The 21,844-nt window shown below is 61.9% G+C and carries 21 protein-coding genes; 10 read left to right on the top strand and 11 right to left on the bottom strand.

What is annotated here, in order from left to right; all coding sequences use genetic code 11:
• Positions 1 to 13: 13 nt before the first annotated feature.
• Complete coding sequence (locus tag CQ12_RS32965; RefSeq protein WP_057839434.1) at positions 14 to 691, bottom strand: nitroreductase; 678 nt, start codon at positions 689 to 691, stop codon at positions 14 to 16.
• A gap of 480 nt (positions 692 to 1,171) precedes the next feature.
• Here CQ12_RS32965 and CQ12_RS32960 point away from each other — a divergent pair, with 480 nt between their 5' ends.
• Complete coding sequence (locus CQ12_RS32960; RefSeq protein WP_157088632.1) at positions 1,172 to 1,648, top strand: hypothetical protein; 477 nt, start codon at positions 1,172 to 1,174, stop codon at positions 1,646 to 1,648.
• A 58-nt stretch (positions 1,649 to 1,706) separates the two neighbouring features.
• Here the strand turns inward: CQ12_RS32960 and CQ12_RS32955 are convergent, their stop codons facing one another.
• Positions 1,707 to 2,345 (bottom strand): 2-dehydro-3-deoxy-6-phosphogalactonate aldolase, encoded by a 639-nt coding sequence (locus CQ12_RS32955; protein ID WP_057839432.1) that lies wholly within the window; start codon positions 2,343 to 2,345, stop codon positions 1,707 to 1,709.
• Positions 2,346 to 2,357: 12 nt separating this feature from the next.
• Positions 2,358 to 3,272, bottom strand: a complete 915-nt coding sequence (locus CQ12_RS32950; protein WP_057839431.1) for a 2-dehydro-3-deoxygalactonokinase — start codon at positions 3,270 to 3,272, stop codon at positions 2,358 to 2,360.
• 275 nt (positions 3,273 to 3,547) lie between these two features.
• On the opposite strand from CQ12_RS32950, the gene CQ12_RS32945 reads away from it, so the two are divergent.
• The gene (locus tag CQ12_RS32945) at positions 3,548 to 4,540 is read left to right on the top strand and encodes a tripartite tricarboxylate transporter substrate-binding protein (RefSeq protein WP_198164310.1); all 993 of its coding nucleotides are present in this window, start codon (positions 3,548 to 3,550) and stop codon (positions 4,538 to 4,540) included.
• 48 nt (positions 4,541 to 4,588) lie between these two features.
• On the opposite strand, the gene CQ12_RS32940 is transcribed toward CQ12_RS32945, so the two are convergent.
• On the bottom strand, positions 4,589 to 7,102 hold the full coding sequence (locus CQ12_RS32940) for a VCBS domain-containing protein (protein ID WP_057839429.1): 2,514 nt from the start codon (positions 7,100 to 7,102) through the stop codon (positions 4,589 to 4,591).
• 294 nt (positions 7,103 to 7,396) lie between these two features.
• On the opposite strand from CQ12_RS32940, the gene CQ12_RS32935 reads away from it, so the two are divergent.
• Both CQ12_RS32935 and CQ12_RS32930 read left to right on the top strand, forming a co-directional pair.
• Positions 7,397 to 8,044 carry a FecR family protein gene (locus CQ12_RS32935; RefSeq protein WP_057839428.1) on the top strand — a complete coding sequence of 216 codons (648 nt, stop codon included), beginning with the start codon at positions 7,397 to 7,399 and terminating at the stop codon, positions 8,042 to 8,044.
• Positions 8,045 to 8,192: 148 nt separating this feature from the next.
• On the top strand, positions 8,193 to 9,008 hold the full coding sequence (locus CQ12_RS32930) for a tetratricopeptide repeat protein (RefSeq protein WP_245310263.1): 816 nt from the start codon (positions 8,193 to 8,195) through the stop codon (positions 9,006 to 9,008).
• Positions 9,009 to 9,125: 117 nt separating this feature from the next.
• Here CQ12_RS32930 and CQ12_RS32925 read toward each other — a convergent pair whose 3' ends face one another.
• Positions 9,126 to 10,106 (bottom strand): Bug family tripartite tricarboxylate transporter substrate binding protein, encoded by a 981-nt coding sequence (locus CQ12_RS32925; protein WP_245310262.1) that lies wholly within the window; start codon positions 10,104 to 10,106, stop codon positions 9,126 to 9,128.
• A gap of 233 nt (positions 10,107 to 10,339) precedes the next feature.
• Positions 10,340 to 11,581, bottom strand: a complete 1,242-nt coding sequence (locus CQ12_RS32920; RefSeq protein ID WP_157088631.1) for a glycosyltransferase family 87 protein — start codon at positions 11,579 to 11,581, stop codon at positions 10,340 to 10,342.
• Positions 11,582 to 11,844: 263 nt separating this feature from the next.
• Here CQ12_RS32920 and CQ12_RS32915 point away from each other — a divergent pair, with 263 nt between their 5' ends.
• The 3 genes from CQ12_RS32915 to CQ12_RS44435 all read left to right on the top strand — a co-directional run bounded on the left by CQ12_RS32915 (position 11,845) and on the right by CQ12_RS44435 (position 14,650).
• The gene (locus CQ12_RS32915; RefSeq protein ID WP_157088630.1) at positions 11,845 to 13,104 is read left to right on the top strand and encodes a S1C family serine protease; all 1,260 of its coding nucleotides are present in this window, start codon (positions 11,845 to 11,847) and stop codon (positions 13,102 to 13,104) included.
• 365 nt (positions 13,105 to 13,469) lie between these two features.
• Complete coding sequence (locus CQ12_RS32910) at positions 13,470 to 13,679, top strand: hypothetical protein (RefSeq protein ID WP_057839424.1); 210 nt, start codon at positions 13,470 to 13,472, stop codon at positions 13,677 to 13,679.
• 767 nt (positions 13,680 to 14,446) lie between these two features.
• Entirely contained in the window at positions 14,447 to 14,650 is a 204-nt protein-coding gene (locus CQ12_RS44435; protein ID WP_157088629.1) for a hypothetical protein, read from the top strand.
• 468 nt (positions 14,651 to 15,118) lie between these two features.
• Here the strand turns inward: CQ12_RS44435 and CQ12_RS32905 are convergent, their stop codons facing one another.
• Positions 15,119 to 15,424, bottom strand: a complete 306-nt coding sequence (locus tag CQ12_RS32905) for a hypothetical protein (protein WP_057839423.1) — start codon at positions 15,422 to 15,424, stop codon at positions 15,119 to 15,121.
• 255 nt (positions 15,425 to 15,679) lie between these two features.
• On the opposite strand from CQ12_RS32905, the gene CQ12_RS32900 reads away from it, so the two are divergent.
• Entirely contained in the window at positions 15,680 to 15,883 is a 204-nt protein-coding gene (locus CQ12_RS32900; protein WP_157088628.1) for a hypothetical protein, read from the top strand.
• Positions 15,884 to 15,902: 19 nt separating this feature from the next.
• A complete protein-coding gene (locus CQ12_RS32895; protein ID WP_057839421.1) occupies positions 15,903 to 16,172 on the top strand; it encodes a hypothetical protein in 270 nt (89 codons plus the stop codon).
• A gap of 146 nt (positions 16,173 to 16,318) precedes the next feature.
• On the opposite strand, the gene CQ12_RS32890 is transcribed toward CQ12_RS32895, so the two are convergent.
• Together CQ12_RS32890 and CQ12_RS32885 are read right to left on the bottom strand one after the other, a co-directional pair.
• On the bottom strand, positions 16,319 to 16,933 hold the full coding sequence (locus tag CQ12_RS32890) for a hypothetical protein (protein WP_245310261.1): 615 nt from the start codon (positions 16,931 to 16,933) through the stop codon (positions 16,319 to 16,321).
• A 28-nt stretch (positions 16,934 to 16,961) separates the two neighbouring features.
• A complete protein-coding gene (locus tag CQ12_RS32885) occupies positions 16,962 to 17,426 on the bottom strand; it encodes an Lrp/AsnC family transcriptional regulator (RefSeq protein ID WP_057839420.1) in 465 nt (154 codons plus the stop codon).
• 161 nt (positions 17,427 to 17,587) lie between these two features.
• Between CQ12_RS32885 and CQ12_RS32880 the strand changes: the two genes are divergently transcribed.
• A complete protein-coding gene (locus CQ12_RS32880) occupies positions 17,588 to 18,601 on the top strand; it encodes a 1-aminocyclopropane-1-carboxylate deaminase (RefSeq protein ID WP_057839419.1) in 1,014 nt (337 codons plus the stop codon).
• 3 nt (positions 18,602 to 18,604) lie between these two features.
• Here CQ12_RS32880 and recQ read toward each other — a convergent pair whose 3' ends face one another.
• Both recQ and CQ12_RS32870 read right to left on the bottom strand, forming a co-directional pair.
• The gene (recQ, locus tag CQ12_RS32875) at positions 18,605 to 20,461 is read right to left on the bottom strand and encodes a DNA helicase RecQ (RefSeq protein WP_057839418.1); all 1,857 of its coding nucleotides are present in this window, start codon (positions 20,459 to 20,461) and stop codon (positions 18,605 to 18,607) included.
• The gene (locus CQ12_RS32870) at positions 20,461 to 21,837 is read right to left on the bottom strand and encodes a vWA domain-containing protein (RefSeq protein ID WP_057839417.1); all 1,377 of its coding nucleotides are present in this window, start codon (positions 21,835 to 21,837) and stop codon (positions 20,461 to 20,463) included. The genes recQ and CQ12_RS32870 overlap by 1 nt, the downstream gene beginning before the upstream one ends.
• Between the last annotated feature and the right edge of the window lie 7 nt (positions 21,838 to 21,844).

Genomic DNA, 21,844 nt, shown 5'->3' with positions numbered 1-21,844 from the left:
CGCCCGCGCGCCGTTAACTCTCGAACCCGACGAACACCGTCGCTTCCTCGACGGACTTCCGCTCCGACACCACCGCGTTCGCCGGAAACGTCTCGTCCGGCCAGCCCAGCGCAATGCTTTTCATGATGACCTGATCGTCGGCGATCCCCGCGTGCTCGCGCACCACGGGGGATTGCATGATGCCCTGGCTGTTGATCACGGCGCCGAGCCCGCGAGACCAGGCGGCGTTGACCAGCGCGGTCGCCACGGCGCCGCAATCGAAGGGCGTATCGTCGCTGCCGTCGAGCACGCGATCATAGGTGATGATCACGCAGACGGGCGCGTCGAATTGACGGAAGCCGCGCAGCACCCAGTCCTGGCGCTTGTCCTTGTTGTCGCGCTCGATTCCCATTGCGGAGAATAGTTGCTTGGCGACGCCGACCTGCCTGTCGCGGTGCTTGCCGGCAAAGGGCTGTCCGATGCGGAATTCGCGCGAGTGCGGAATGCCCGCGACGTTTCGTTCGGTGTTGCCGGCACGGATCCGGTCCAGCGGTTCGCCAGTGATGACGTAAAAATTCCAGGGCTGGGTGTTCATCGATGACGGAGCACGCATCGCCAAACCGATGATTTCCGCAATCAACTCCTTGGGCACCGGATCGGGCTTGTAACCGCGGATGCTCCGGCGACCGAGGATGACGTCATCAAACTGCATCTGTGGGATTTCCCTGATAACTTCTGAACAGTGCTGATTTTCGCGGTTTCTGCACGTCAGCGCAAGCGACAGCGGTGTGTCCTCGATGGTCCAGCCACGCGGGACATGCTCGCATCAGTATTGCGCACGCAGCCGTCTAGCGAATTCCGGGATGATGAAATTCTGCCGCTGATTTGCCCGACGTGTCAAGTTTCGGCCCAAACCGTCGCTTGCGGCAGCCGCCGGCTACTTTGCATGGGGTTGTTCTCGATATTTTTGGCGTGAGCCGCGGCGGTTCGTCACGTCGGCACCGCTCGGAAGGGCGAAGGTCCGTTTCAGGCTGTTACTCAATCGTGGGTCTTGATCGGGTAAGATCGAAAATTCTTGGTCTTTCAAGGTGGATTGACTGACACTCTCTCCGTCAGTTATCTGCTCCCAAGCGTTTGAAATCTAAGATTGCATCGCCGCGTATTGGTCTCCCGAACTGTCGCGCTCAGTCAGATGAACACAATCGGTGCACGCTCCCGCACGCAAGTTGCAATCCTGGCCGGCTGCGCCTGGATTGCCGGCGCTATACCCGCCATGGCGCAAGACGCAATGCCACTGGAGCAATTGCTGACCCAGGAAGAGCAAGCAAAGCTTGGCACTTCAACGATGCCACGCGACAAACGTGACGCAATGCGTGGCGCCCTGATCAGAATGTACCGGCAAGGTTATCGCGCTGCCCAGGGTGCTGACCGATCAAGCGCGGTCGTCGGCACGAGCGTGGTCGAGGCACAGGTAGATGGAGATTTCAAAGGTTGGGAGGGCGAAACGATAGTCAAGTTGATGAACGGCCAAGTTTGGCGACAGACAGAGTACCACTATGAATACCACTACGCCTACATGCCGAAGGCTCTCGTATATTCATCAGTCAGCGGCCACAAGATGAAGGTCGACGGTACGTCCAAAGCTATCGGCGTTCAGCGCGTGCGTTAGCTACAATCTGCATCCCGGGTCTCGCCAGCTTCGAACACCGGGCTCAGCTCTCGCTGATCTATCCCATCAGTTGAACCGCCGCGTCATATGCCTCGATCGTCGCCCTGGCGCGATCGGCCACTTCGGCTGCCGTCATGCCGGGCTTGTAGAGGCTGCTGCCAAGGCCGAACGCCAGGATGCCGGCCTTGACGTAGTCCGCAAAATTCTTGTCGGAGACGCCGCCGACCGCAGCGATCATCAGGTCCGGGGGCAGCACGGCGCGGATGGCGGTAATGCCGGCGGCGCCGAGCACGCTTGCGGGAAAGAATTTCAGGCTCGAGGCGCCCGACTTGGCGGCCAGCAGCGCCTCGGTCGGACTGAACACGCCGGGCATCGTGACCAGGCCGAGCGCGCGGGCGCCCGCTATGATTTCCGGATCGACATTGGGGCTCACCAGAAGCCGACCTCCCACGTCGTGAAGCCGTGCGACATCGTCCAGCGTCAACACCGTGCCTGCGCCGACCAGGATTCCGGCAGGGGCCTTGTTGATGGCGATCTCGATCGAGCGGAACGGATCCGGCGAGTTGAGCGGGATCTCGATGGCCGTCATGCCGCTGTCGATCAGCGCGCTGACGATATCGCCCGCTTCGTCGGGCTTGACGCCACGCAGGATCGCGACCAGCGGACGCTTCATCGGGGGAAACGGCACAACGCGCATTCGTGTGATCCTCTAAACATTCCAAATCGATTGCGCGGCCATCGAAAGGCCGCGACGGACCGCATCCTCGGCGCCGATTGTTCTGACGGGAACGGCGACCGTGTCAAACGCCGATTGATAAAGCATCCGGAGCCGCCCTGACGCTACCAGCGTGATGCCGCCCTCGGGAACTTGTCCCGCAAGCCCGCCCGCCAATTCGAGACCGATCAGGGTGCCCGATATTTTCTCGCGGGCTGAAGATGGCGTGCCGCCAAATAGCAGCTGGCCCGATCGCACCTGGAACAGCAGATTGGCGGCGTTCGCTGGCGTCTCGAATGCGCTGATGACGGCCGACTTGAAGGCGTCGACATCTGGCGCTTCATCGGCGCCGGCCACCGCGTGAGACAGAATCGTTTCGCGCGAGATGACGTCGAACAGTTCTCCCGTCATGAACGTGGCGAAGCGTTCGACGGTGCCTCCATTCGCTCTGACCCATTTCGAATGGGTGCCCGGCATGCAGACGAGTGCATCCCCGGCAGCATCCAAGCCCAGGACGCCGAGCAATTGTGTTTCCTCGCCCCGCATGACATCGGGCGTTTTGGGATCGCGTTGCGCGATTCCGGGGAGGATGCGGATGTCACGATGCTGTCCCGGCACCACCACGGCCTGCTTCAGGATCGATGCGAGCGACGCCGGCGTGTCGACATATCCGGCTTCGACCCATCCCTGCCGGGCGCCGGCCATGCCGCAGATGATAACGGGCAGCCCATTCGCGGCACCGACAGCGTCCAGATGCGATTGCAGCACGGCCGGAAAGCCAAGCTTGCCCGCCGCCATCATGCCCTCGTGGCTGCGCCGTTCGCCGAGGACGTCGCCGGTTCGATCGACGAGCCAGAGCCGAAAACTGCTCGTGCCCCAATCGACCGCGACATATGCAGGCTGGCTCATTTCAATTTCGTCCCGATGCTTTCTGCGCCTTCGGGACATGTTATCACGCCGATCTGCCCGGTGTCGCGATGCTGGATCGATGGCGCAGCGAAGGACCAAATGTCGCTTCACCTACGCAAATTACACTCGCTTTGCAGTTGATTTGTAGAAATGCAATCAGCATGATCCCCGGGGCATGCGAGGTCACGCTGCTAGCCAGCGGCGGGGCCTCGCCAATGAATGCGCATCGCAAAGAATGCGCCATAACAACAAACAAGACTTTGGAGGACGCCATCGTGATCAGTCGATTTGGTACCAGCGCACTTATTGGCCTTGGCCTCTCGATCGCCGCGCTCTTGCCGCAGGCCCACGCCCAATCGACCGCGAAGACGGTAGCGCTGGTGGTGCCGTTTGCAGCCGGCGGCGGCACGGATACGGTCGCCCGCCTGATTGGCGAGCGGATGTCGAAGACGCTCGGCCAGACCATCATCGTCGAGAACGTGGTCGGCGGCGGCAGCACGCTGGCCAACGATCGCGTCGCTCGATCGGCGCCCGACGGCACCACGATCCTGATCAATCACGTCGCGCTGCTCGCGGCGCCCAGCCTGTTCACCAATTTGCGGTACGATACCAAGACCGCGTTCGAGGCGGTCGGCCTCGTCAACAACGCGCCGATGGTCCTGATCGGAAGGAAGTCGATCCCCGGCGAAGGCCCGAAGGACCATGTGGCCTGGATCAAGGCGCAACGCGACAAGGCGAACTTCGCGCATGGCGGCCTCGGGACCAACAGTCATCTATGCGCCGTGATGATGGGTAACGTGCTCGGCTTCAAGCCGACGGTCGTGGCCTATCGCGGATCCGCTCCGGCGATCGCCGATCTGCTGGCAGGGCAGATCGACCTGTTGTGGGATCAGGTCACCAACGCGCTGCCGCAGATTCAGGCCGGAACGCTGCATGGCATCGCCATCACCTCGCCCGCACGTCTCGAACAGTTGAAGGACGTGCCGACCACCGCCGAACTCGGCATGCCGGAGGTCAGCTACTCGATGTGGCATGGGCTCTACGTGGCAAAGGGCACGCCGAAGGAAACCGTCAATGCGCTGAATGCCGCGCTCCGCGCCGCGTTGTCGGAACCGGAACTGGTGGACAAACTCAAGCAGCTTGGAACGCTGCCCTTCCCGAACAACGAGTTGACGCCTGAAGCGCATGCGCGCCTTTTCGCAGACGACTTGCTGCGCGTGGCGAAACTCGTTGAAAGCTCCGGCATCAAGGCGAGCGAAGCGAAGTAGGGCGTCGCGTGCGGCGTGGGCCGGCTGCGCTGGAAGCGGCGCAGTCCGTCACACGATCAGGTCCTGCGGCGCATGCGGTTGAATCCAGGCGAATGCAGACAGCTCGATCGCCTCTGAAATCGCCGGCATTCCGCTGATTCCTGCAGCGTTTGCGGTCGAACTGATCGGCGCCGGGTTGTCCTCCGCAGGGGCGATGACGTCAGAAGCGCTGACGCCCGACATCTTGTCCTTGAAGTGGAACGTGTCGTCGGCGCCGTTGATGGTGATCGTCACCACCTGTGCGGTGCCGTCGATGGTGGTCACGGTGAAGGTGTCGGTCAGCGTGTCGCAGTCATTGAGCGCCTGCACGTCGCAATTGCTATTGTCGAGCTTGTAGATCCAGACGCCATCCGCCGTCATTGTGAAGCAGCCGTAGCCGCCGTCGCTGGCCTTCGGTGAACACACGGCGGTGAAGGTATTGGGCGTGTTGTCAACGTCGGTATCGGTGAGCGTGCCTTTCGCGATCGGCGTACCGTAGGTGCAAGCGCCGGCTTCGGTTACCGAGCCGGTCGTGTCGCCACAGATGATGGCAGCGTCGTTGGCGCCGTTGATGGTGATCTTCACCTCCTGCGGGGTGCCATCGATGGTGGTCACCGTAAAGCAGTCCGTCAGCGTGTCGCAGGCATTGAGTGCCTGCACTTCGCAGTTGGTATTATCGAGCGTATAGGTCCAGACGCCATCCTCCGTCATCGTGAAAGTACCGTAGCCGCCGGCGCTCGCCTTTGGCGTATCGATCGCCGTGAAGGTATTGGGAGCGTTGTCGACGTCAGTGTCGGTGAGCGTGCCGCTCGCGGTCGGTTTACAGGATATGGAATTGGCCACGCCGCCGGCCTCGAGGACCGAGCCTTCCTTGGTTCCGCAAATGATGGCGGCATCATTGGTGCCTTCGATGGTGACCTCCACCAGCTGCACGGTGCCGTCCAGGGAGGTTACCTTGAAAGTGTCGATCAGCTTGTCTCCGACGTTAAGTGCCTGCACCTCGCAGTTGCTGTCGTCGAGCGCGTAGGTCCACACGCCGTCTGCTGTCATCGTGAAGGTGCCATGGCCGCCATCGCTGGCCGTCGGGCATTTGACCGCCGCAAAGCCAGGCGCGTTGTCGACATCGGTGGCGGTGAGCGTGCCGGTTGCGGTCGGCGGCTCGCACTTGGCGCCACCGTCCTCGGTCACGGAGCCGGTCGTGACGCCGGAAATGACGGCAGCGTCGTTGCTGCCCTTGATGATGAGTGTCACCACCTGCGCGGTGCCGTCGATGGTGGTTACCGTGAAGGAGTCGGTCAGCGTGTCACCGATATTGAGCGCCTGCACCGCGCTGTTGGAATCATCGACCGTGTAGGTCCAGACGCCGTCCTCCGTCATCGTGAAGGCGCCGAAACCGCCTGCGCTCGTGGCCGGAGTGTCAACAGCCGTGAAAGTATTGGGCGCGTCATCGACGTCGGCGCTGGTGAGCGTCCCGCTGGCGCTCCGCGCACCGCTGGCGCTCAGCGCGTCGAACGTGGTGCTGGCGACGACGCCGGCCTCGATCGCCGTGCCATCGGTGGCGCCGGAGATGATGGCATGGTCGTTGACGCCATCGATGGCGATCGTAAATGGCTGACGGGCCGAGAGCGTGCCGTCGGATACGGTGATCATGAAATCCGTGGTGGTCGGCGCAGTCAGGGCATTGATCGCGTCATTGTCCGGAACGAAGGTGTAGTCGCCGGTTGTGCTATCGACGAAAAGCGTGCCGTAGGGACCAGTCTTTGACACATCGTAGGTTACGCCATCAATGACGGTGCTGCCGGCGGTTCCGCCGTTGATGCCGAAGGTCAGTGTCGGGCTGTTGGGGCTGCTGGCCGTGAAAGTGCCGCTTGTCGCGGTGAAGAGGTCAAAGACCGAGGTGTCGATTTCGGTCGGCCCGGTCACCACATTCAGCGTTGGCGGTACTGGCGGTGGCGGCGGTATTTGTCCGACAATCATCTCCTGGACCGATGCCTGGATCACAGTCGGCAAAGCAGTCGCATCCTGCACCGGTGCAGAATCGTCGGTCTGGATGAAATTGATCGGTTGCACCGGCAGCGGATCGAGGGCAGGAGGCGTGCTCGATCCGGTCGACCCCAATCCCTTCTCGTGGGTGGCGAGCGCCTCCTGCTGGGCCGCCTGCAATTCGGCCATTCGTGCGGCGGAGTTCGTACTCTGACTCACGCTGACCGAGGATCCCTGCGTACGCAGAGTGATGGTCTGTCCAGGATCGTCAACGATGATGTGTCGAGGGATCACATCCTTGGTGATCAGCTCGAACGATCCATGTTCGAGGTCCTTGTATGTAATGTTGCCGTCGTCCAGGAACGTGACGTCAGGATCGGCGGCCTGGGCCTGCTTCCCGAGCGCGAAGGCGAGTGCCGTGAGCCAAAGCATGCCGAACCTGCCGGCATGAGCCCGGCTTCGAGAGCCGCCGGCCGCGGCCTGAATATTGCCGATGACGGGAACCGCGGCCACGGCGGCCTTACGTTCTTTCCGCGTCTTGGCGTGGGACCCGACGAGCATGGCTCTACCCCGTCTGCCACTTATCCCAATGCAATTTTTCACGAGCGGCCCTGGCCAGCTCATGAGGTCAAGAAATCACCTTGCCACTGGCCCGGGCGACCAGTTGCCGAAAGTTCCTGATTTAGGTTAGCCAATCTACGGCCGTTAGGCTCTATGCTCAAAAGGGGTAATCCTTTCGAGTGAGGTCCGGGGATGATGCCTTCCCCGGACAACGGGTTTAAGGTTGCCGTAACCGACGATTCAAGGCGCCCGTGAGAGTTCTCTCGGACAAGATCTTCTCAGGAAGGGGGGATCATGAGCACGCATGCGATTGCCGCATTGGTGACAGGCTTCGTTCTGACGACGGCCGGGGTTCTCGTCGCGCCGGCCCACGCGCAAGTCACGCCCGCCGTTCAGGATGTGGTGTCAAAACCAATTGGTAAAGTCGTTGTCGCCACGGGCTCGGTCACGATCCAACGTGCGGGTGCGGTAGTCGTTCAGGCGAGCACTTCAGGCCAGGCTGGTCAGGCGAACGTAGGCGATCTCGTCTATCAGGGCGATGTCGTGGCAACCGGCGCCGACGGCAAGGTCGGCATCAACTTCACCGATGGCTCGTCCTTCAATCTGTCAAGCAACGCGCGAATGGCCTTGGACGAGTTCGTTTACGATCCAAAGAGCGCATCCAACTCGACCGTCTTCAGTCTGACCAAGGGAACCTTCACCTTTGTCGCAGGCAAAGTCGCGAAGACCGGGGACATGAAGATCGACACTCCGGTTGCGACCATGGGCATTCGAGGCACCACGCCAAGGGTCGAAATTTCGGATGACGGGACAGTCAGATTTTCGACGCTCATTGAAGAAGGCAAGGGCAAGGGACCGCGAAAGCCGGAATCGCCTGCAGCTCAGCAACCCGGCCAAAAACCGGATCCAAAATCGAATCTGAACATCTGTCGGGGATGCTAGGCCCGTTCGCAGTGCGGAGGCTCGTCAGCAAACCAGGTCCGGACTTCAAATCGATGGCCGGCCCTCTGCCGGCGTCGGGAACGGAGAGCCTGAAATGAAATGCTGTGCGAGCCGGCGCGTTATTCGGGGTCTCGCGCCCGGCCTTGTCTTGCTGCTGTTCGGGTCGCTGGCTGCTGCACAGAGCCCCAGGAAGGGCGGCTACATCGAGAACATTGCGTTGTGCAACGGCTCGGATCGCACGTCGCTTACGGCCCGTATCGATGGTTGCACGGCGTTCATTGCTTCCGGCCAGGGTACGACGAGGGCGCTTGCGATTGCCTACAACAATCGTGGCAATGCTCACACGGCAAAGGGAGACATTGATCGCGCCCTTCAGGACTTTGACCAATCGATCAGGCTCGATCAGTCTTCCGCAAGACCCTTCAACAACCGCGGCGCGGCTTATTTGAGAAAAGGTGAATACGACCTCGCCCTCAAGGCGCTGGACGAGGCGATCAAGCTGAATCCAAATTACGCCAGGGCTTTCGTCAACCGGGCCAGGGTTTACCTGAGGAAGAATGAATACGATCGCGCGGCGAAAGACTTTGAAGAGGCCATTCGCCTCGAGCCCAATCTGGAAGGCGCGTGGAGCGGACGCTGCTGGACCCGGGCCATCCTCGGCTCGTTGCAGGCGGCGCTTGAGGACTGCAACAAGGCGCTGCAGTCGTGGCCGAACGACGCCGCCACCTATGACTCGCGTGGATTGATCCACCTGAAGATGGGGCAGGCCGATGCGGCGATCAGTGATTTCAGTTCAGCGCTGCGGGCCGATCCGAAGCTGGCGAGTGCGCTCTATGGGCGCGGGCTCGCCAGGCTAAAGCGCGGGGACAAGACCGGCGGCGACGCCGATATGTCCGCGGCACGGACGATCCAGGCCGGGATCGATGATGACTTCACGCGCTACGGCGTGCGCAACAGCAACTAATCAGCGAGCCTGGCGCGACAACCCGTCATGAGACGGTGCCGCACCAGGCTTTATCTTTTTGTTTGAGCATGATCCTTTCGGAAAACCGCTACACACTTTTCCGGATCATGCTCCAGCTCAATCCAGCTTCACGTTCGCCTCGGTCACGACCTTGCGCCATCGCTCGACTTCCGAGGACACCATTTTGGCGAACGCAGGACCCGTGACATCGGGAACGTCGGAACCGTTGCGCTCCCAGGCTTCCTTGATCGCTGGGGTCTGCATGGCCTTCTGCAATTCCTTGACCATCTGCTCGACGATCGCCGGCGGCGTGTTCTTCGGCGCGAACAGGCCGTACCAGGTCGACACTTCATAGCCGGCCAGACCCGCTTCCGCGGCGGTCGGAAGATCGGGGAATGCCGCCACGCGTTTCGGCGCGGCGACGGCCAGCGCCCGCAACTGTCCGGCCCTGACCGGTGCGGCCGACGAACCGAGCCCGTCGAACACCACAGGCACGTGGCCGGCGATGAGATCCTGCATCGCAGGTCCCGCCCCGCGATAGGGCACGTGCTGGATGTTGGTCTTGGTCAGGATCTTGAACAGCTCACCTGCGAGGTGATGCGTGGTGCCGGCTCCGGCGGAGCCGTAGTTCAGCTTGCCGGGATTGGCCTTGGCATAGGCGATAAACTCGGCCAGCGTCTTGGCGGCGACCTTGTCCGGATTGACGACCACTACCTGCGGCGGCCGTGCGATCAGCGCCACCGCAATAAAATCCTTCTCGATATTGTAGTCGAGGTTGGGATAGAGCGAGGGTGCAATGGCATGATGCGCCGCGCCCATGAAGAAGGTGTAGCCATCGGGCGCGGCCTTTGCCGCAGCGGACGCACCGACGGTGCCGCCGGCGCCGGCGCGGTTTTCGATCAGCACGCGCTTGCCCAGTTGGGCATCAAGCTGGGCCGCCAGCGGGCGGGCAAAGGCATCGGTGCCGCCGCCGGCTGCGAACGGCACGATGAAGGTGATCGGCTTCTCCGGCCATGATTGGGCCTGCGCCTGGCCGGCCATGGCGGATACGACCGCCAGAAGTGTAAACAGGGCGGACCGGACAACTCTTGGCTTCACGGCATTTTCCTCCGGTTATTGAAAGATTGGCGTCCGCCATCGGCGGCGCGACTGATTTTGCCTTGCTGGTTCCGGCGTTCGCCCGGAACGGATAGGGCAATGGCCCCCACCGTATGCAAGATGCCAAGCCTGATCCATCAAAATGATCGGCCGAAAAGAGGGCGGCACCGGGGCGTTTGGTCGCTGCCGATGGACATTTCCGTGCCATCGTTCCAGAGAGGGGGCGCGCAAAACTATCCGGCGGGAACCGGCGCTTTTACGCCCTCGACGGGGCCTGCGGGACGAAGCAGAAGCCCGATCAGCAGCACGGGGAAAAGCGGCGCGGTTCGGCCCACGGGAAACACCAGCGGTGGGCTCAGGATCGGCAGCAACCAGACCATGAAAGCCAGGGTCCAACACCACAGCGGCAGGGGAGCGGCCCGCGCCATCAACCAGAAGGCTGCAGCTATCACCAATAGCGTCCCGTCATAGGGGCCGGAATGCGGTGCGGCGAGGACAGTGGCCGCCAGAAAAATCGCGATCTTTTCCCGTATCCCCAATCTCGATCGGAAAGCGATGACGACGGAGATGGCCGCGCCCAACGTGGCGAGCAGTTGGGCCCACGATGCCAGCCGCTGCGGCACGCCGATCAGAACCGCGCAGGTATAGACGCTGTGGCCCCACATGCGGCCGTACTCGATCCACTTCTCGTTCGGACTGACGAGATTTTCGATGATGAGGGGAAGCCAGCGCAGCCACAGGTCCCATCCGAAAATCAGTCCGCTCGCGATCATCATGGCGAGCGCGGATAGCCCCGACGCCAAAAGCGCGCGCCACTGCCCGGCCGCGACGAGTGCGATCGGGACCAGGATGCAGAATTGAGGCTTGAACGTCAGCAGTCCCAGCACCAATCCGGCGAGATAAGGCCGCCGTTCCAAAAGGGCGAACCCGCCGACGATCAGGGCTGCGACCAGGAAGACGGCCTGACCGTTGATCGCATTGATGGCCGACGCCGGACAAATCAGTACGGCCGCAAACAGGGCACCCGATGTCAGGCTGTTTGCCGCGAACGCACGCAGCGCTACCGCCAGCGCGGCCGCGGTCACGATCTGAAATGCCACATAGGAGCCGAAGAAACCCAACGGCGCGAACGGCAGCAGCATCAGGAGAAAGCTCGGTGGATAGGCCCATGGCCGGAATTCCAGCGGCGCGGATAGCCAGCCTGCAAACGCGGTGTTGATGAAGTCGGTGAAGCGATCGCCGTCGAAGATCAGTGGCGCGTTGCCGTCGAGCACGGAGCGGATCGCGCCGTAGAACACCATCCAGTCGGTGCCGAGGGTATTGTAGTCGAGCCCGATCTTGCCCGGGTAGGGAATGGTCGTGACGAGAATCAGCCAAATGTAGAACGACATCGCTAGCGCAGGAATCAGCACGACCGCAGGCGGCCGCAACTCGGCCCCATGCTCGAAGCGGCCTCCGCCGTATGCCAAGTCCATGCGTTGTCCTGCCAAGCGATGAGCCGCCATGCGACCGGCGGACGCGAATCGGTCTCGATCCTACGACGATCGGACGATGGACGGAGTATCCGGCAAAGAACTTAACGAAGTGAGATTCAGGCCGCTGCTGCCGCGCCGCGAACGACCGATGGCGAGCCTATTTTCGTGCTGCCGCGGAAGAATTTTCGGCCCGCGTGCCGGCCCAAATAGACTCCGGTTGCAAAGGCAAATATGCTCGCCCTGGGAATGTGGGGAAAATGCTTATGAAATGCCGTGCTGCTGCGGTCGCTGTTTTGCTGTGTACGATTTTTGCCGGTTCGAATGCGCAGGCGCGCGGGCCCTATGGTTCGATCAGCGTCGGCAACTGGAAGGGCGGGGCCTACACCAACGACCAGACCGGATCCTTCTCGCATTGTGCGGCAGGCGCTTCATATGCAAGCGGCATCTATTTTCTCGTGATGATCGATCATACCGGCGGCTGGAGCCTCGGCTTCATGCATGAAGAATGGCGGCTGACGACCGGGCAGGCCTTTCCGCTGACCCTCACATTCGACGGCCAGCAACCGTTCAACGTTCACGGCATCCCGATCGCCGACAAGCTGGTCCGCGTGCCGATGCCGAGCAACTCCTCGCTGATCAGCCAGTTCCGGCGGGCGAAAGCCATGACTGCCTATACGCAGGGACAGCTCTTCCAGTTCAACCTCGACCAGACCGGACAGCTATTGCCGGTGCTGGTGAACTGCGTCGCCAGGATCAAGCAGTCGGGATTGGCCGGTGCCGGCGATTTCTCAGTCCTTCCCGTGGCCAAGCCGGTCGCCGCAGCGGCAGCGCCGGAGGCTGCGCCGGGCAAGCCCGACAAACTGTTCGACCAGACCGGCACCGGCTTTCTGGTGAGCGCGAATGGCCACCTCGTCACCAACGCCCATGTCGTGCAGGGATGCGTTGGCGATATCCAGGGCAGTCTGTCCGGCGAGGCGCCCGCCAAATTGCGCCTGGTGTCGAGCGACGAGACCAACGATCTGGCGCTGCTGCAGGTGACGGGCTCGTTCAAGGACGTTGCCAGGATCCGCGACAAGGCGATCCAGTCCGGCGACAGCGTGGTGGCGATCGGTTATCCCTTTCACGGACTGCTGACGTCCGATTTCACGGTGACGACGGGGATCGTGAGTTCGCTCAGCGGCATCCTCAACGATACGCGCTTCCTGCAGATCAGCGCGGCCGTTCAACCCGGCAACAGCGGCGGACCCTTGCTGGCATCCAGCGGCGACGTGGTCGGCGTCGTCGCGGCGAAACTCAATGCCATCAAGTTCGTTAGGGCCACGGGTAACATCCCCGAGAACATCAACTTCGCCATCAAGACGGGCGCCTTGCGGGATTTTCTCGACAACAGCGTGGTGCCGTACCAGATCTCCGACGCCAAGGCCGAATTGAAGACGGCAGACATCGCGCGCAACGCGCGGGCGTTTACGTTTCTGATTTCCTGCAAGGCCAAGGCGAAGGAGAAAGAGACGGCGAAGAATTAGGGGCGCATTAGCGCGCAGCCAAATTCGGATTGATGCGAGTTTGACGAATGCCAGATAATTGGCTGCGAGCTCGCGGAGCCGCTCATGCGCTGAAATTTTGCTCCAGTTTCGGCAGCGTAGCGGACATGGCCGGGCTTGCTTGCCGCCCGACTCCGTCGCGCATGACCCATAGGCGACATGCGCAATCATTGTCGTGATGTCGCCAGTTGCGCGCGCAGAGCGACTGGCTGCCGTTCCAATTTGGAAGGCGCTAACGACCACTTTTCGGCCTCAGTCGGATATTCATATCCGGCGGCTGTTTTTCACCGCAGATTGACGGCTCCCCAAGCGAAGCGTCAGATAGAGCATCATTTCGGAGCGGCGCAATGCAGCATTACCGGGCCTATTTCCTTGATCAGGATGGGCATATTTCGAATGCGGTCGATATGGAATGCACCGACGACGAACAAGCAAAGGAATGCGCCAAGAAATTCGTATCTGACCGCAATGCCGAGCTTTGGCAGGAGGATCGGCTTATTGCGATCTACGCCGCGGGAAAGGGCCCATTTCCGCCGCCTGGTGATCAGCAGTTTTAGTGAGCCCGCCAGGGCTGAAGATTGTGTCGAGGGGTTGAAACAGACTTATCTTTAGTGAGCGGTTTATGCGCTGCATTGGGGGAGTTTTGTCTTTGCGTAGCCCCTTGGGCAGCAGGGCCTTGGCGAAGCTCTCGATTGCGCGGCATCAATCATGATTCGGAACGGACTTTATCTAGCTGAGACAAGATTTCTGGACGGCGTGGACGCCTACAATCGACATGTCATGGTGCTGCGTGATGGCACGATGCGTGGGGGCGGTGGATATTATTATACAGTCGGAAGCTACACTTGTTCTGGCGGCAAGTGGAAAGGTGAAATGACGAGCCGAGAGCATTCACCTATTTCTGGCACGTATCCATGGGCACGAAAGGTACTTACCATTGGATTTACCGGAACCTATTGGGATGACGGTGCAGAGTTCGAAGCCACGGCACTAGCTGGTAAGCAATCCTTTCGGTTCAAATCTGTCTACCGGTTGCTATTTGCGGATTGAGTTGCAGCGTTCGATACCGCCTGCGAAAGAATCCGCTATGTCGGTTATTGGCCCTTTTCGGATCTGGCCGATTTCGCCGATGATGTCCGGTCATTGTGATGAAGTGGACTTGATCTCGGACACTCAGCCCTCCGGTAGCCCCACCAGACGCATGCCCTGACAGGATCGCCCGCCGCTATGTCGAAGATGTCGGCTGACTGTGAAGTACTTTACATCCCTGTGTTCTTGGTCCGGGCTAAGATGGCGAAGCTTCTTACTTTGAAGGAGGCATCTGATGTTCGCGACAATTAAATGGAACTCCCGATATAACGCTCGCGAATGGGTGATGATGGCTGGGGCGCTCGTCGTCCAACTCAGCGCACTGAAAGCAAAACAAAAGGGTGAAAGCAAAACTGGGCGGCCACTCTGGAAACACTTCGACGACACCCATCATTGGGACTCAACCGCGGAGGAATGGGTCCCCAACCATGATCGGTGATCGTGCAACGCAATATGCGTCTCGCAGGGCGAATTCCGCGACTTCAAGATTCGGCGGAAGGTCAAAACGGCGTCTTTGACCCAACTCGGACCTGCCTGTTGACGCACACGCTTTGCCGCCGTGCCAGGGTCGGCCCGGCAAGATGCCCACTTGAGGCGATCGGGCCTCCTACGATACCGATCACAGGTCCGCAACAAAGTGCTAAGCTCCTCCTTGTCCCAGCGGCCTGGGCCGTTCGGAGGGCGCTGTGATCGAGCAGCAGGTTCATAGGCGATTAGCGGCAATCCTGGCTGCCGACGTGGTCGGCTACTCCGCGTTGATGCAGCGCGCTGAGGTAGCCACCTACGTGGAGTTCGAACGGCTCAAGCGAGAATTGATCGAGCCTAGTCTCTCCCGCCACGAAGGGCGACTAATCAAGACAACGGGTGACGGCGCGTTGGCCGAGTTTGCAAGTCCGCCACCCAACGCCTACCGCGAATTGCCCCGGCCGTGCGCCGCCTGGGCGGTCCAGCTACTCCAGCTCACGCTGGCGAGGCTGCGCTGGTCGGTCGCCAACGGCCGCCGGGTCTGCCGCTCATAGGCCGCGATGATGTGCTGCGACTGCCGGATCTTCTGCTCGAGTTCGGCGATCGTCTTCTGGGTCTTGCCGGTCCTGCTTGCCTGGGCGGACTCGCCGACCATGAACCTCGTGGGCTCGATGTTCCTCAAGGTCTCGCGAAGCTTCTTGAGCTGGGCGCGGTGCCACGCAATGGCGCTGTCACTGTCTACCGGCATGCAAACCCTCCTGATTCGCGGCCGAATCTAACACGCAAGGGGCAAGTTCGGCCAAGGGGGCCACCGGCGGGTTCCTCGAGAGCCACTGGTTTCGCACGGAACAATTCGAGCCTTCCCGATTTCGGCCCGTTTTTGCCATCGAAGCGACCGCGGGCGAGCCTGCAAACAACAAACTTGCATGGCGATCTGTGCTCAGCGCGGTCCCCTCTTATCGTCCTGGCGGCAGAATGCCGGCCTGGCGCAATGGAGCGTGCGATGAGCGAAGTTGAGTTCGATCGGATTGTCGATGCCGTGCGGAAGGAAGTCGCGCTGGCACCGGTGGTGGTGAATTTACCGACGGGGTTGCGGGCTTTCGAGTGGCGGACCAAGGCCGTCGCCGACGACAAGCCGGCGTCCCGGCACCACGCTTCCTTCGCCCGGATTCGTCGCGTCGGCGAGGCGCGGAAGCGATACAGGTGAAACCGATACAGGAGACCTGATGGAACGATCGGTGTTCGAAGTCGTGAAGGCACCGCTGGGCTGGTCGGTGTTTGCCGATAACATCAAGATCGGCGGCGTCTACGATTCGCGCGGCGCCGCGCTCGAAGCCGCGGTGCTCGCCGCGTCCGACACCGTCACGGATGGTGGTGGCGTGCAGATCAACGTGCCCGGCGCCGAGGAAGAAAAGCCGAGATGGGCCATCGCGTTTGAAATAGCAGCCTCCATCCTGCCGACAAGGAGCGGGCGCGAGCGCGGCGGTTCACGGTAAAGCCGGTGTGAAGGGCAATCGCTCGACTTTGACCGATCGCCGGCACCGCTTGAGAGGAATTTCGAACTAGCCTGACGCTGTCTGCGCAGTCGCGAGCCAATGCGTGGATCGACACTGGCCGCCGTCGGTTTACCGTCGGCGGCCTTTCATTTGACGTCGTCGAACGGCGACACCGCGGGGCTGCCGACGCGCATCCGCTTGATGCGGCGTACCGCCATCGGCGCGCCGTCGGATTGATACTGCAACTCGTATTTCTTGCCGTTCTTGTCGACCGCGGTGCAGGAGATGGTGGAAAGCTCCAGCGTCACGAAGTTGCCGACCTGTTTGCAAAGGCCCGCGGTCGATTCCACCGCAGGCACCGGCAGGCCGTCGGCCTTCGGTCTGTCCTTGGATTTCAGCAGCATCCGGTCGATCGGCAGTTCGTACAGATTGGCCTCGGGCCGTCGCCCGTTGTCGCCGGAAAACGTGATGATGTGGCTGTCGTCGCTGGGGTCGTCGAGCGCCACGGTAAAATTCGCCCTGCCTTCCTCGGTCTGGAAGAAGGCCACGGCACGGCAGCCAAAGTCCCGGCCCGCGACCTTGAGCGTCGCGCACTTGCCGGACATCATCGCAAAGATGACGGTATCGGGCTGTTGCCGCTGCAGTTCGTCCGAGGCGAAGGCCGGCATCGCAATAAGAATGGTGGCAAGCGCGAAAGCCTGCCGGCAAAGCTTTCTGGTCATGCCCGGTTGATAGATCATGGCGAGCGATGTGACCAGCATCTCGCCCAGTTCCGCGGCAGGCTTCCCATCAAAAATCGAGCGGTGCGTTGTCGACCACTTCCTTCATGACGAAGAAGGTTCGGGTCTGGCGCACGCCCGGCAGCGCGATCAACTGCTCGCCGTGGATGCGGTTGAAGTCTTCCATGTCGCCGACCCGGATCTTGAGGAAATAGTCGAAATCGCCCGCAACAAGATGGCAATCCAGCACGAATTTCAGTTGCGCGATCGCCCGCTCGAACGTGGCAAAGCTTTCCGGCGTGGAGCGGTCGAGCACGACGCCGACCATGACCAGCGCCCCCTTGCCGACCTTGCGCGGTGCTACCATCGCCCTGACTTGGGGGATATAGCCCTCGTCGAACAGGCGCTGGGTGCGGCGGTGACAGGTTGCGGCGCTGACGCCGGCCATTTCTGCCAGTTCGGCATTGGTCAGCCGGCCGCTATTCTGCAGCAAACGCAATATCTTAAGGTCGGTGCGGTCCAGCCTGCCGGCCATGGAAGAATCTCTCGAAATTGTATCAGATAGCGGATGGAATAGTAATTATATCGAATATGGGTGCAATCTTTGTGAAGGATAGGCGATAATTTAGAGAGCACCTTTCCAGTTCTCAATGATAGGGGGCGTTCCCAGACATCCGACAATCAACGGGGACACCGATGCTGGAAAAATTCGAACGCTATCCGCTCACCTTCGGGCCCACCCATATCGAGAAGCTGGAGCGGCTGTCGCAGCATCTCGGCGGCAAGGTCGAGCTCTACGCCAAGCGCGAGGACTGCAATTCCGGCCTCGCCTTCGGCGGCAACAAGCTGCGCAAGCTCGAATACATCGTTCCCGACGCGATCGCCTCCAATGCCGACACGCTGGTCTCGATCGGCGGCGTGCAGTCCAACCACACCCGCATGGTCGCGGCCGTAGCGGCCAAGATCGGCATGAAGTGCCGGCTGGTGCAGGAGAGCTGGGTGCCGCATGAGGACGCGGTTTATGACCGCGTCGGAAACATCTTGCTCAGCCGCGTCATGGGCGCCGACGTGCGGCTGGTCGACGAAGGTTTTGACATCGGCATCCGCCAGAGCTGGGAAGAGGCGATTGCGGACGTGAAGGCCAAGGGCGGCAAGCCCTATGCAATTCCGGCCGGCGCTTCCGTGCACAAATTTGGTGGGCTCGGCTATGTCGGCTTCGCCGAAGAGGTGAGGGCGCAGGAGAAGGAGCTCGGCTTCGCCTTCGACTATATCGTGGTCTGCACGGTCACCGGCTCGACCCATGCCGGCATGCTGGTGGGATTTGCCAAGGACGGCCGCGAGCGCAAGGTGGTCGGCATTGATGCGTCCTTCACGCCGGCGCAGACCAAGGCGCAGGTGCTCGACATCGCGCGCAATACTGCAAAGCTGGTCGAACTCGGCCGCGAGCTCGTCGAGGACGATGTCGTCCTGATCGAGGACTATGCCTATCCGGCTTATGGCGTGCCTTCCGAGGAGACCAAGGAAGCAATCCGGCTCTGCGCCCGCCTCGAGGGTATGATCACCGATCCCGTCTACGAGGGAAAATCCATGCAGGGCATGATCGACCTCGTGAACAAGGGCTATTTCCCGAAGGGATCGAAGGTGCTCTACGCCCATCTCGGCGGCGCGCCCGCGATCAACGGCTACGCCTATACGTTCCGCAACGGATGAAGCTCAAGCGTCCGCCGAGCGCACCAGCGCGAGCAGCTCGTCGCCGTAATGTTCGAGCTTCTTGTCGCCGATGCCGGGGATGTTCCGGAGATCGTTGAGCGTCATTGGACGCGCGGCGGCGATGCCGTCGATGGTGGAATCGTGAAGCACGACATAGGCCGGCACGCTTCGCTGGCGCGCGATGTCGGCGCGCCATGCCCGCAACGCGGCCTGCAGGGGAGCATCGGCGGGCTTGGCTTCGGCGCGCGGTGCCAGATCGCCACGCCTTGATTTGGCGCGGTTGGCACGGATGCGCGTGCCGGGCGCCGCCTCGCGCAGCATGATCTCGGTCTCGCCCTTCAGGACGCCGCGCGCGCTCTCGGTCAGCTTCAGCGCGTTGAACGCCTCGCTGTCGGCGCGCAGATGGCCCATGGCGACCAGCTGGCGGATCACGGCGCGCCATTGCTTCTCGTTGAGATCGCGGCCGATGCCGAACACGGACAGCTTGTCGTGATTGAACTGCGTGACCTTCTCGGTCAGGCGGCCGACGAGCACGTCGATCAGGTGCATGGCGCCGAAGCGCTGCCCGGTGCGATAGGCGGTGGACAACAGCTTTTGCGCGGCGACCTTGCCGTCGCGGAGCTGCGGCGGCGACAGGCAGTTGTCGCAATTGCCGCAATTGCTGCCTGAGACTTCCTCGCCGAAATAACCGAGCAGGCGGCCGCGCCGACAGCCGGCGGTTTCCGCCAGTGCCACCAGCGCATCGAGCTTGCCGATCGACACGCGTTTGAATGCATCGGAGCCGGTGGATTCGTCGATCATGCGACGCTGCTGCACGATGTCCGACAGGCCATAGGCCATCCAGGCGCTGGAGTCTTTGCCGTCGCGCCCGGCGCGGCCGGTTTCCTGGTAGTAGGCCTCGATGCTCTTCGGCAGATCGAGATGCGCCACGAAGCGCACGTCCGGCTTGTCGATGCCCATGCCGAAGGCGATGGTGGCGACGATCACGACGCCGTCCTCGTTGATGAAGCGGTCCTGGTTGCGGGCGCGCACGCCGGCGTCGAGGCCCGCGTGATAGGGCAGCGCCGGGATGCCGGCGCTGGTCAGCGCGTGCGCAGTGTCCTCGACCTTGGCGCGCGACAGGCAATAAACGATGCCGGCATCTCCGGCATGACGCTCGCTGATGAAGGCCTTGAGTTGCGCTGGGGCGTTCTGCTTCTCGACGATCTCGTAGCGGATATTCGGGCGGTCGAAGCTCGAGATGAAGCTCGGCGCGCCCGTGAGCCCGAGGCGGGTCACGATCTCCTTGCGCGTCATCTCGTCGGCGGTTGCCGTCAGTGCAATGCGCGGCACGTCGGGGAAGCGTTCCGCAATCGCCGACAGGCCGATATATTCGGGACGGAAATCGTGCCCCCATTGCGAGACGCAATGCGCCTCGTCGATCGCAAACAGCGCGATGTTGGCCTGGCCGAGCAGGGACAGGCAGCGCGGCGTCAACAGCCGCTCGGGCGCGACATAGAGCAGGTCGAGGTCGCCGGCGAGCAGTCGGCGTTCGACTTCGGAAGCTTCGTCGAACGACAGTGTCGAGTTCAACACGGCCGCGTTGACGCCGGCCTCCAGCAGTCCCGCAACCTGGTCGCGCATCAGCGCAATCAGCGGCGACACAACGATGCCGCAGCCCTCGCGCAACAAAGACGGCAGTTGATAGCACAGCGACTTGCCGCCGCCGGTCGGCATCAGCACCAGGCAATTGCCGCCACTGGTCACGTGCCGGACGATTTCCTCCTGCGCGCCGCGAAAGGCGGGCAGGCCGAACACGGAGTTCAGCACCGACAGCGCATCGGGGGCATTGTCACGGGGAAGAACTGCCGAAGGCGACATTACTGATAGCTCGCCACGATATCGGATACCGCGCGTTCGAGCTGTTTCGCAGTCGCGCATTGGCGCACCACGGTGCAGAAGGTCGAATAGCGCGGCATTTCGGAATCGCCCCAGCCCCAGGCCATGCGGCCCTCCGGGTTGAGCCATACCAGCCGCTTCGATCGCTCGGCAATGCGACGAAGGATATCCGCGCGTGGATCGAGGTTGTTGCTGCGGGCGTCGCCGAGTACGATCACGGTGGTCTGCGGCGTGATCGCGTTCATCCAGCCGTGTTCGAAGTCGTCGAGCGAGCTGCCGTAATCGGAGGAGCCGAAGCCGACCTTGGACATGATCTCGGCCATCGCCTCTTCCGGCGATTTGGATTCCAGGATGTCGCTCACTTCGATCAGATGGCCCGAAAAGGCGAACGAGCGGACATCGTCCACGACCTCGTGCAGGCTGTGGATCAGGAGCAGGAAGAAATCGGAAACCCGCGCCACCGATCCCGAGACGTCGCAGAGGGCTACGATTTTCGGCTTGTCGCGGTGCCGCCGCTTCCAGGCGGTGAGGAACGGCACGCCGCCCCAGGCGGCGTTGCGGCGGATGGTGCGGCGAACGTCGAGATGGCCGCGGCGCTGGCGCTTGCGCGGCTTGGAGTAGCGCTCGCGCAGGCGGCGCGCGATCTGGCGGATCAGATGCCGCATCTGCTCGACCTGCCGCGGCTCGATCCGCGACAGCGGCGCATTGCGCAGGATCTCGTTGCGCAAATTTTCCGCTTCCTCGCGCCCATACAGCATCAAGGCCTGCGAAACGGTGTCGCGCACGGTGCCGCGCAGCCCGTCCAGCGCGTTGGTCAGCCGTTCCGCCAGTGCCGGATTGGTCGCCGTGAGATTGTCGAGATCGTCGCGCAGCCGCTGGAGGCCCATCTGGTCGAGGATACGCCCAGAGAAGATGCCGCGCTGGGTGAAATAGCGGATATCGGACAGCGAGGCCGCGCTCGCCGCAGTGGCTATTGCCGCGGAAATCTGGTTACGGTCCTGCGCCAGCAGCATCTGCGCGAGCTGGCCGAGTCCTTCGGGCTGCTCGTCACCGCCGCCTGTCTCGCCGGGTGAATCGGATGCTGCGCTGGATCCTTGCGTATCCTGCTCTTCCGCCTTGCCATCTTCAGGCGGCGATTCCGGTTCGGGCTGATCGAAGAACAGATCAAAGCAATCGCCGAGCGCCTTCTTCTCGTCCTGCGTCTTGGCGAGCGTCAGCAGAAATGTGTCGCGCAGGATGGCGCGGTCGGCAAAGCCGACCTTGGAGACGGCCCGCATCGCATCGATGCTTTCGGCCGGCGAGAGCCTGACGCCTGCGCCCCGCGCCGCACGAAAGAACCGATGCAGGTTCTCCCTCATTCGCGCC

The sequence above is a fragment of the Bradyrhizobium jicamae genome (genome assembly GCF_001440395.1).
GTDB classification, from domain to species: Bacteria; Pseudomonadota; Alphaproteobacteria; order Rhizobiales; family Xanthobacteraceae; genus Bradyrhizobium; species Bradyrhizobium jicamae.
Note: the sequence above shows the minus strand (reverse complement) of the source record. Positions and strands in the feature narration are given on the sequence as shown.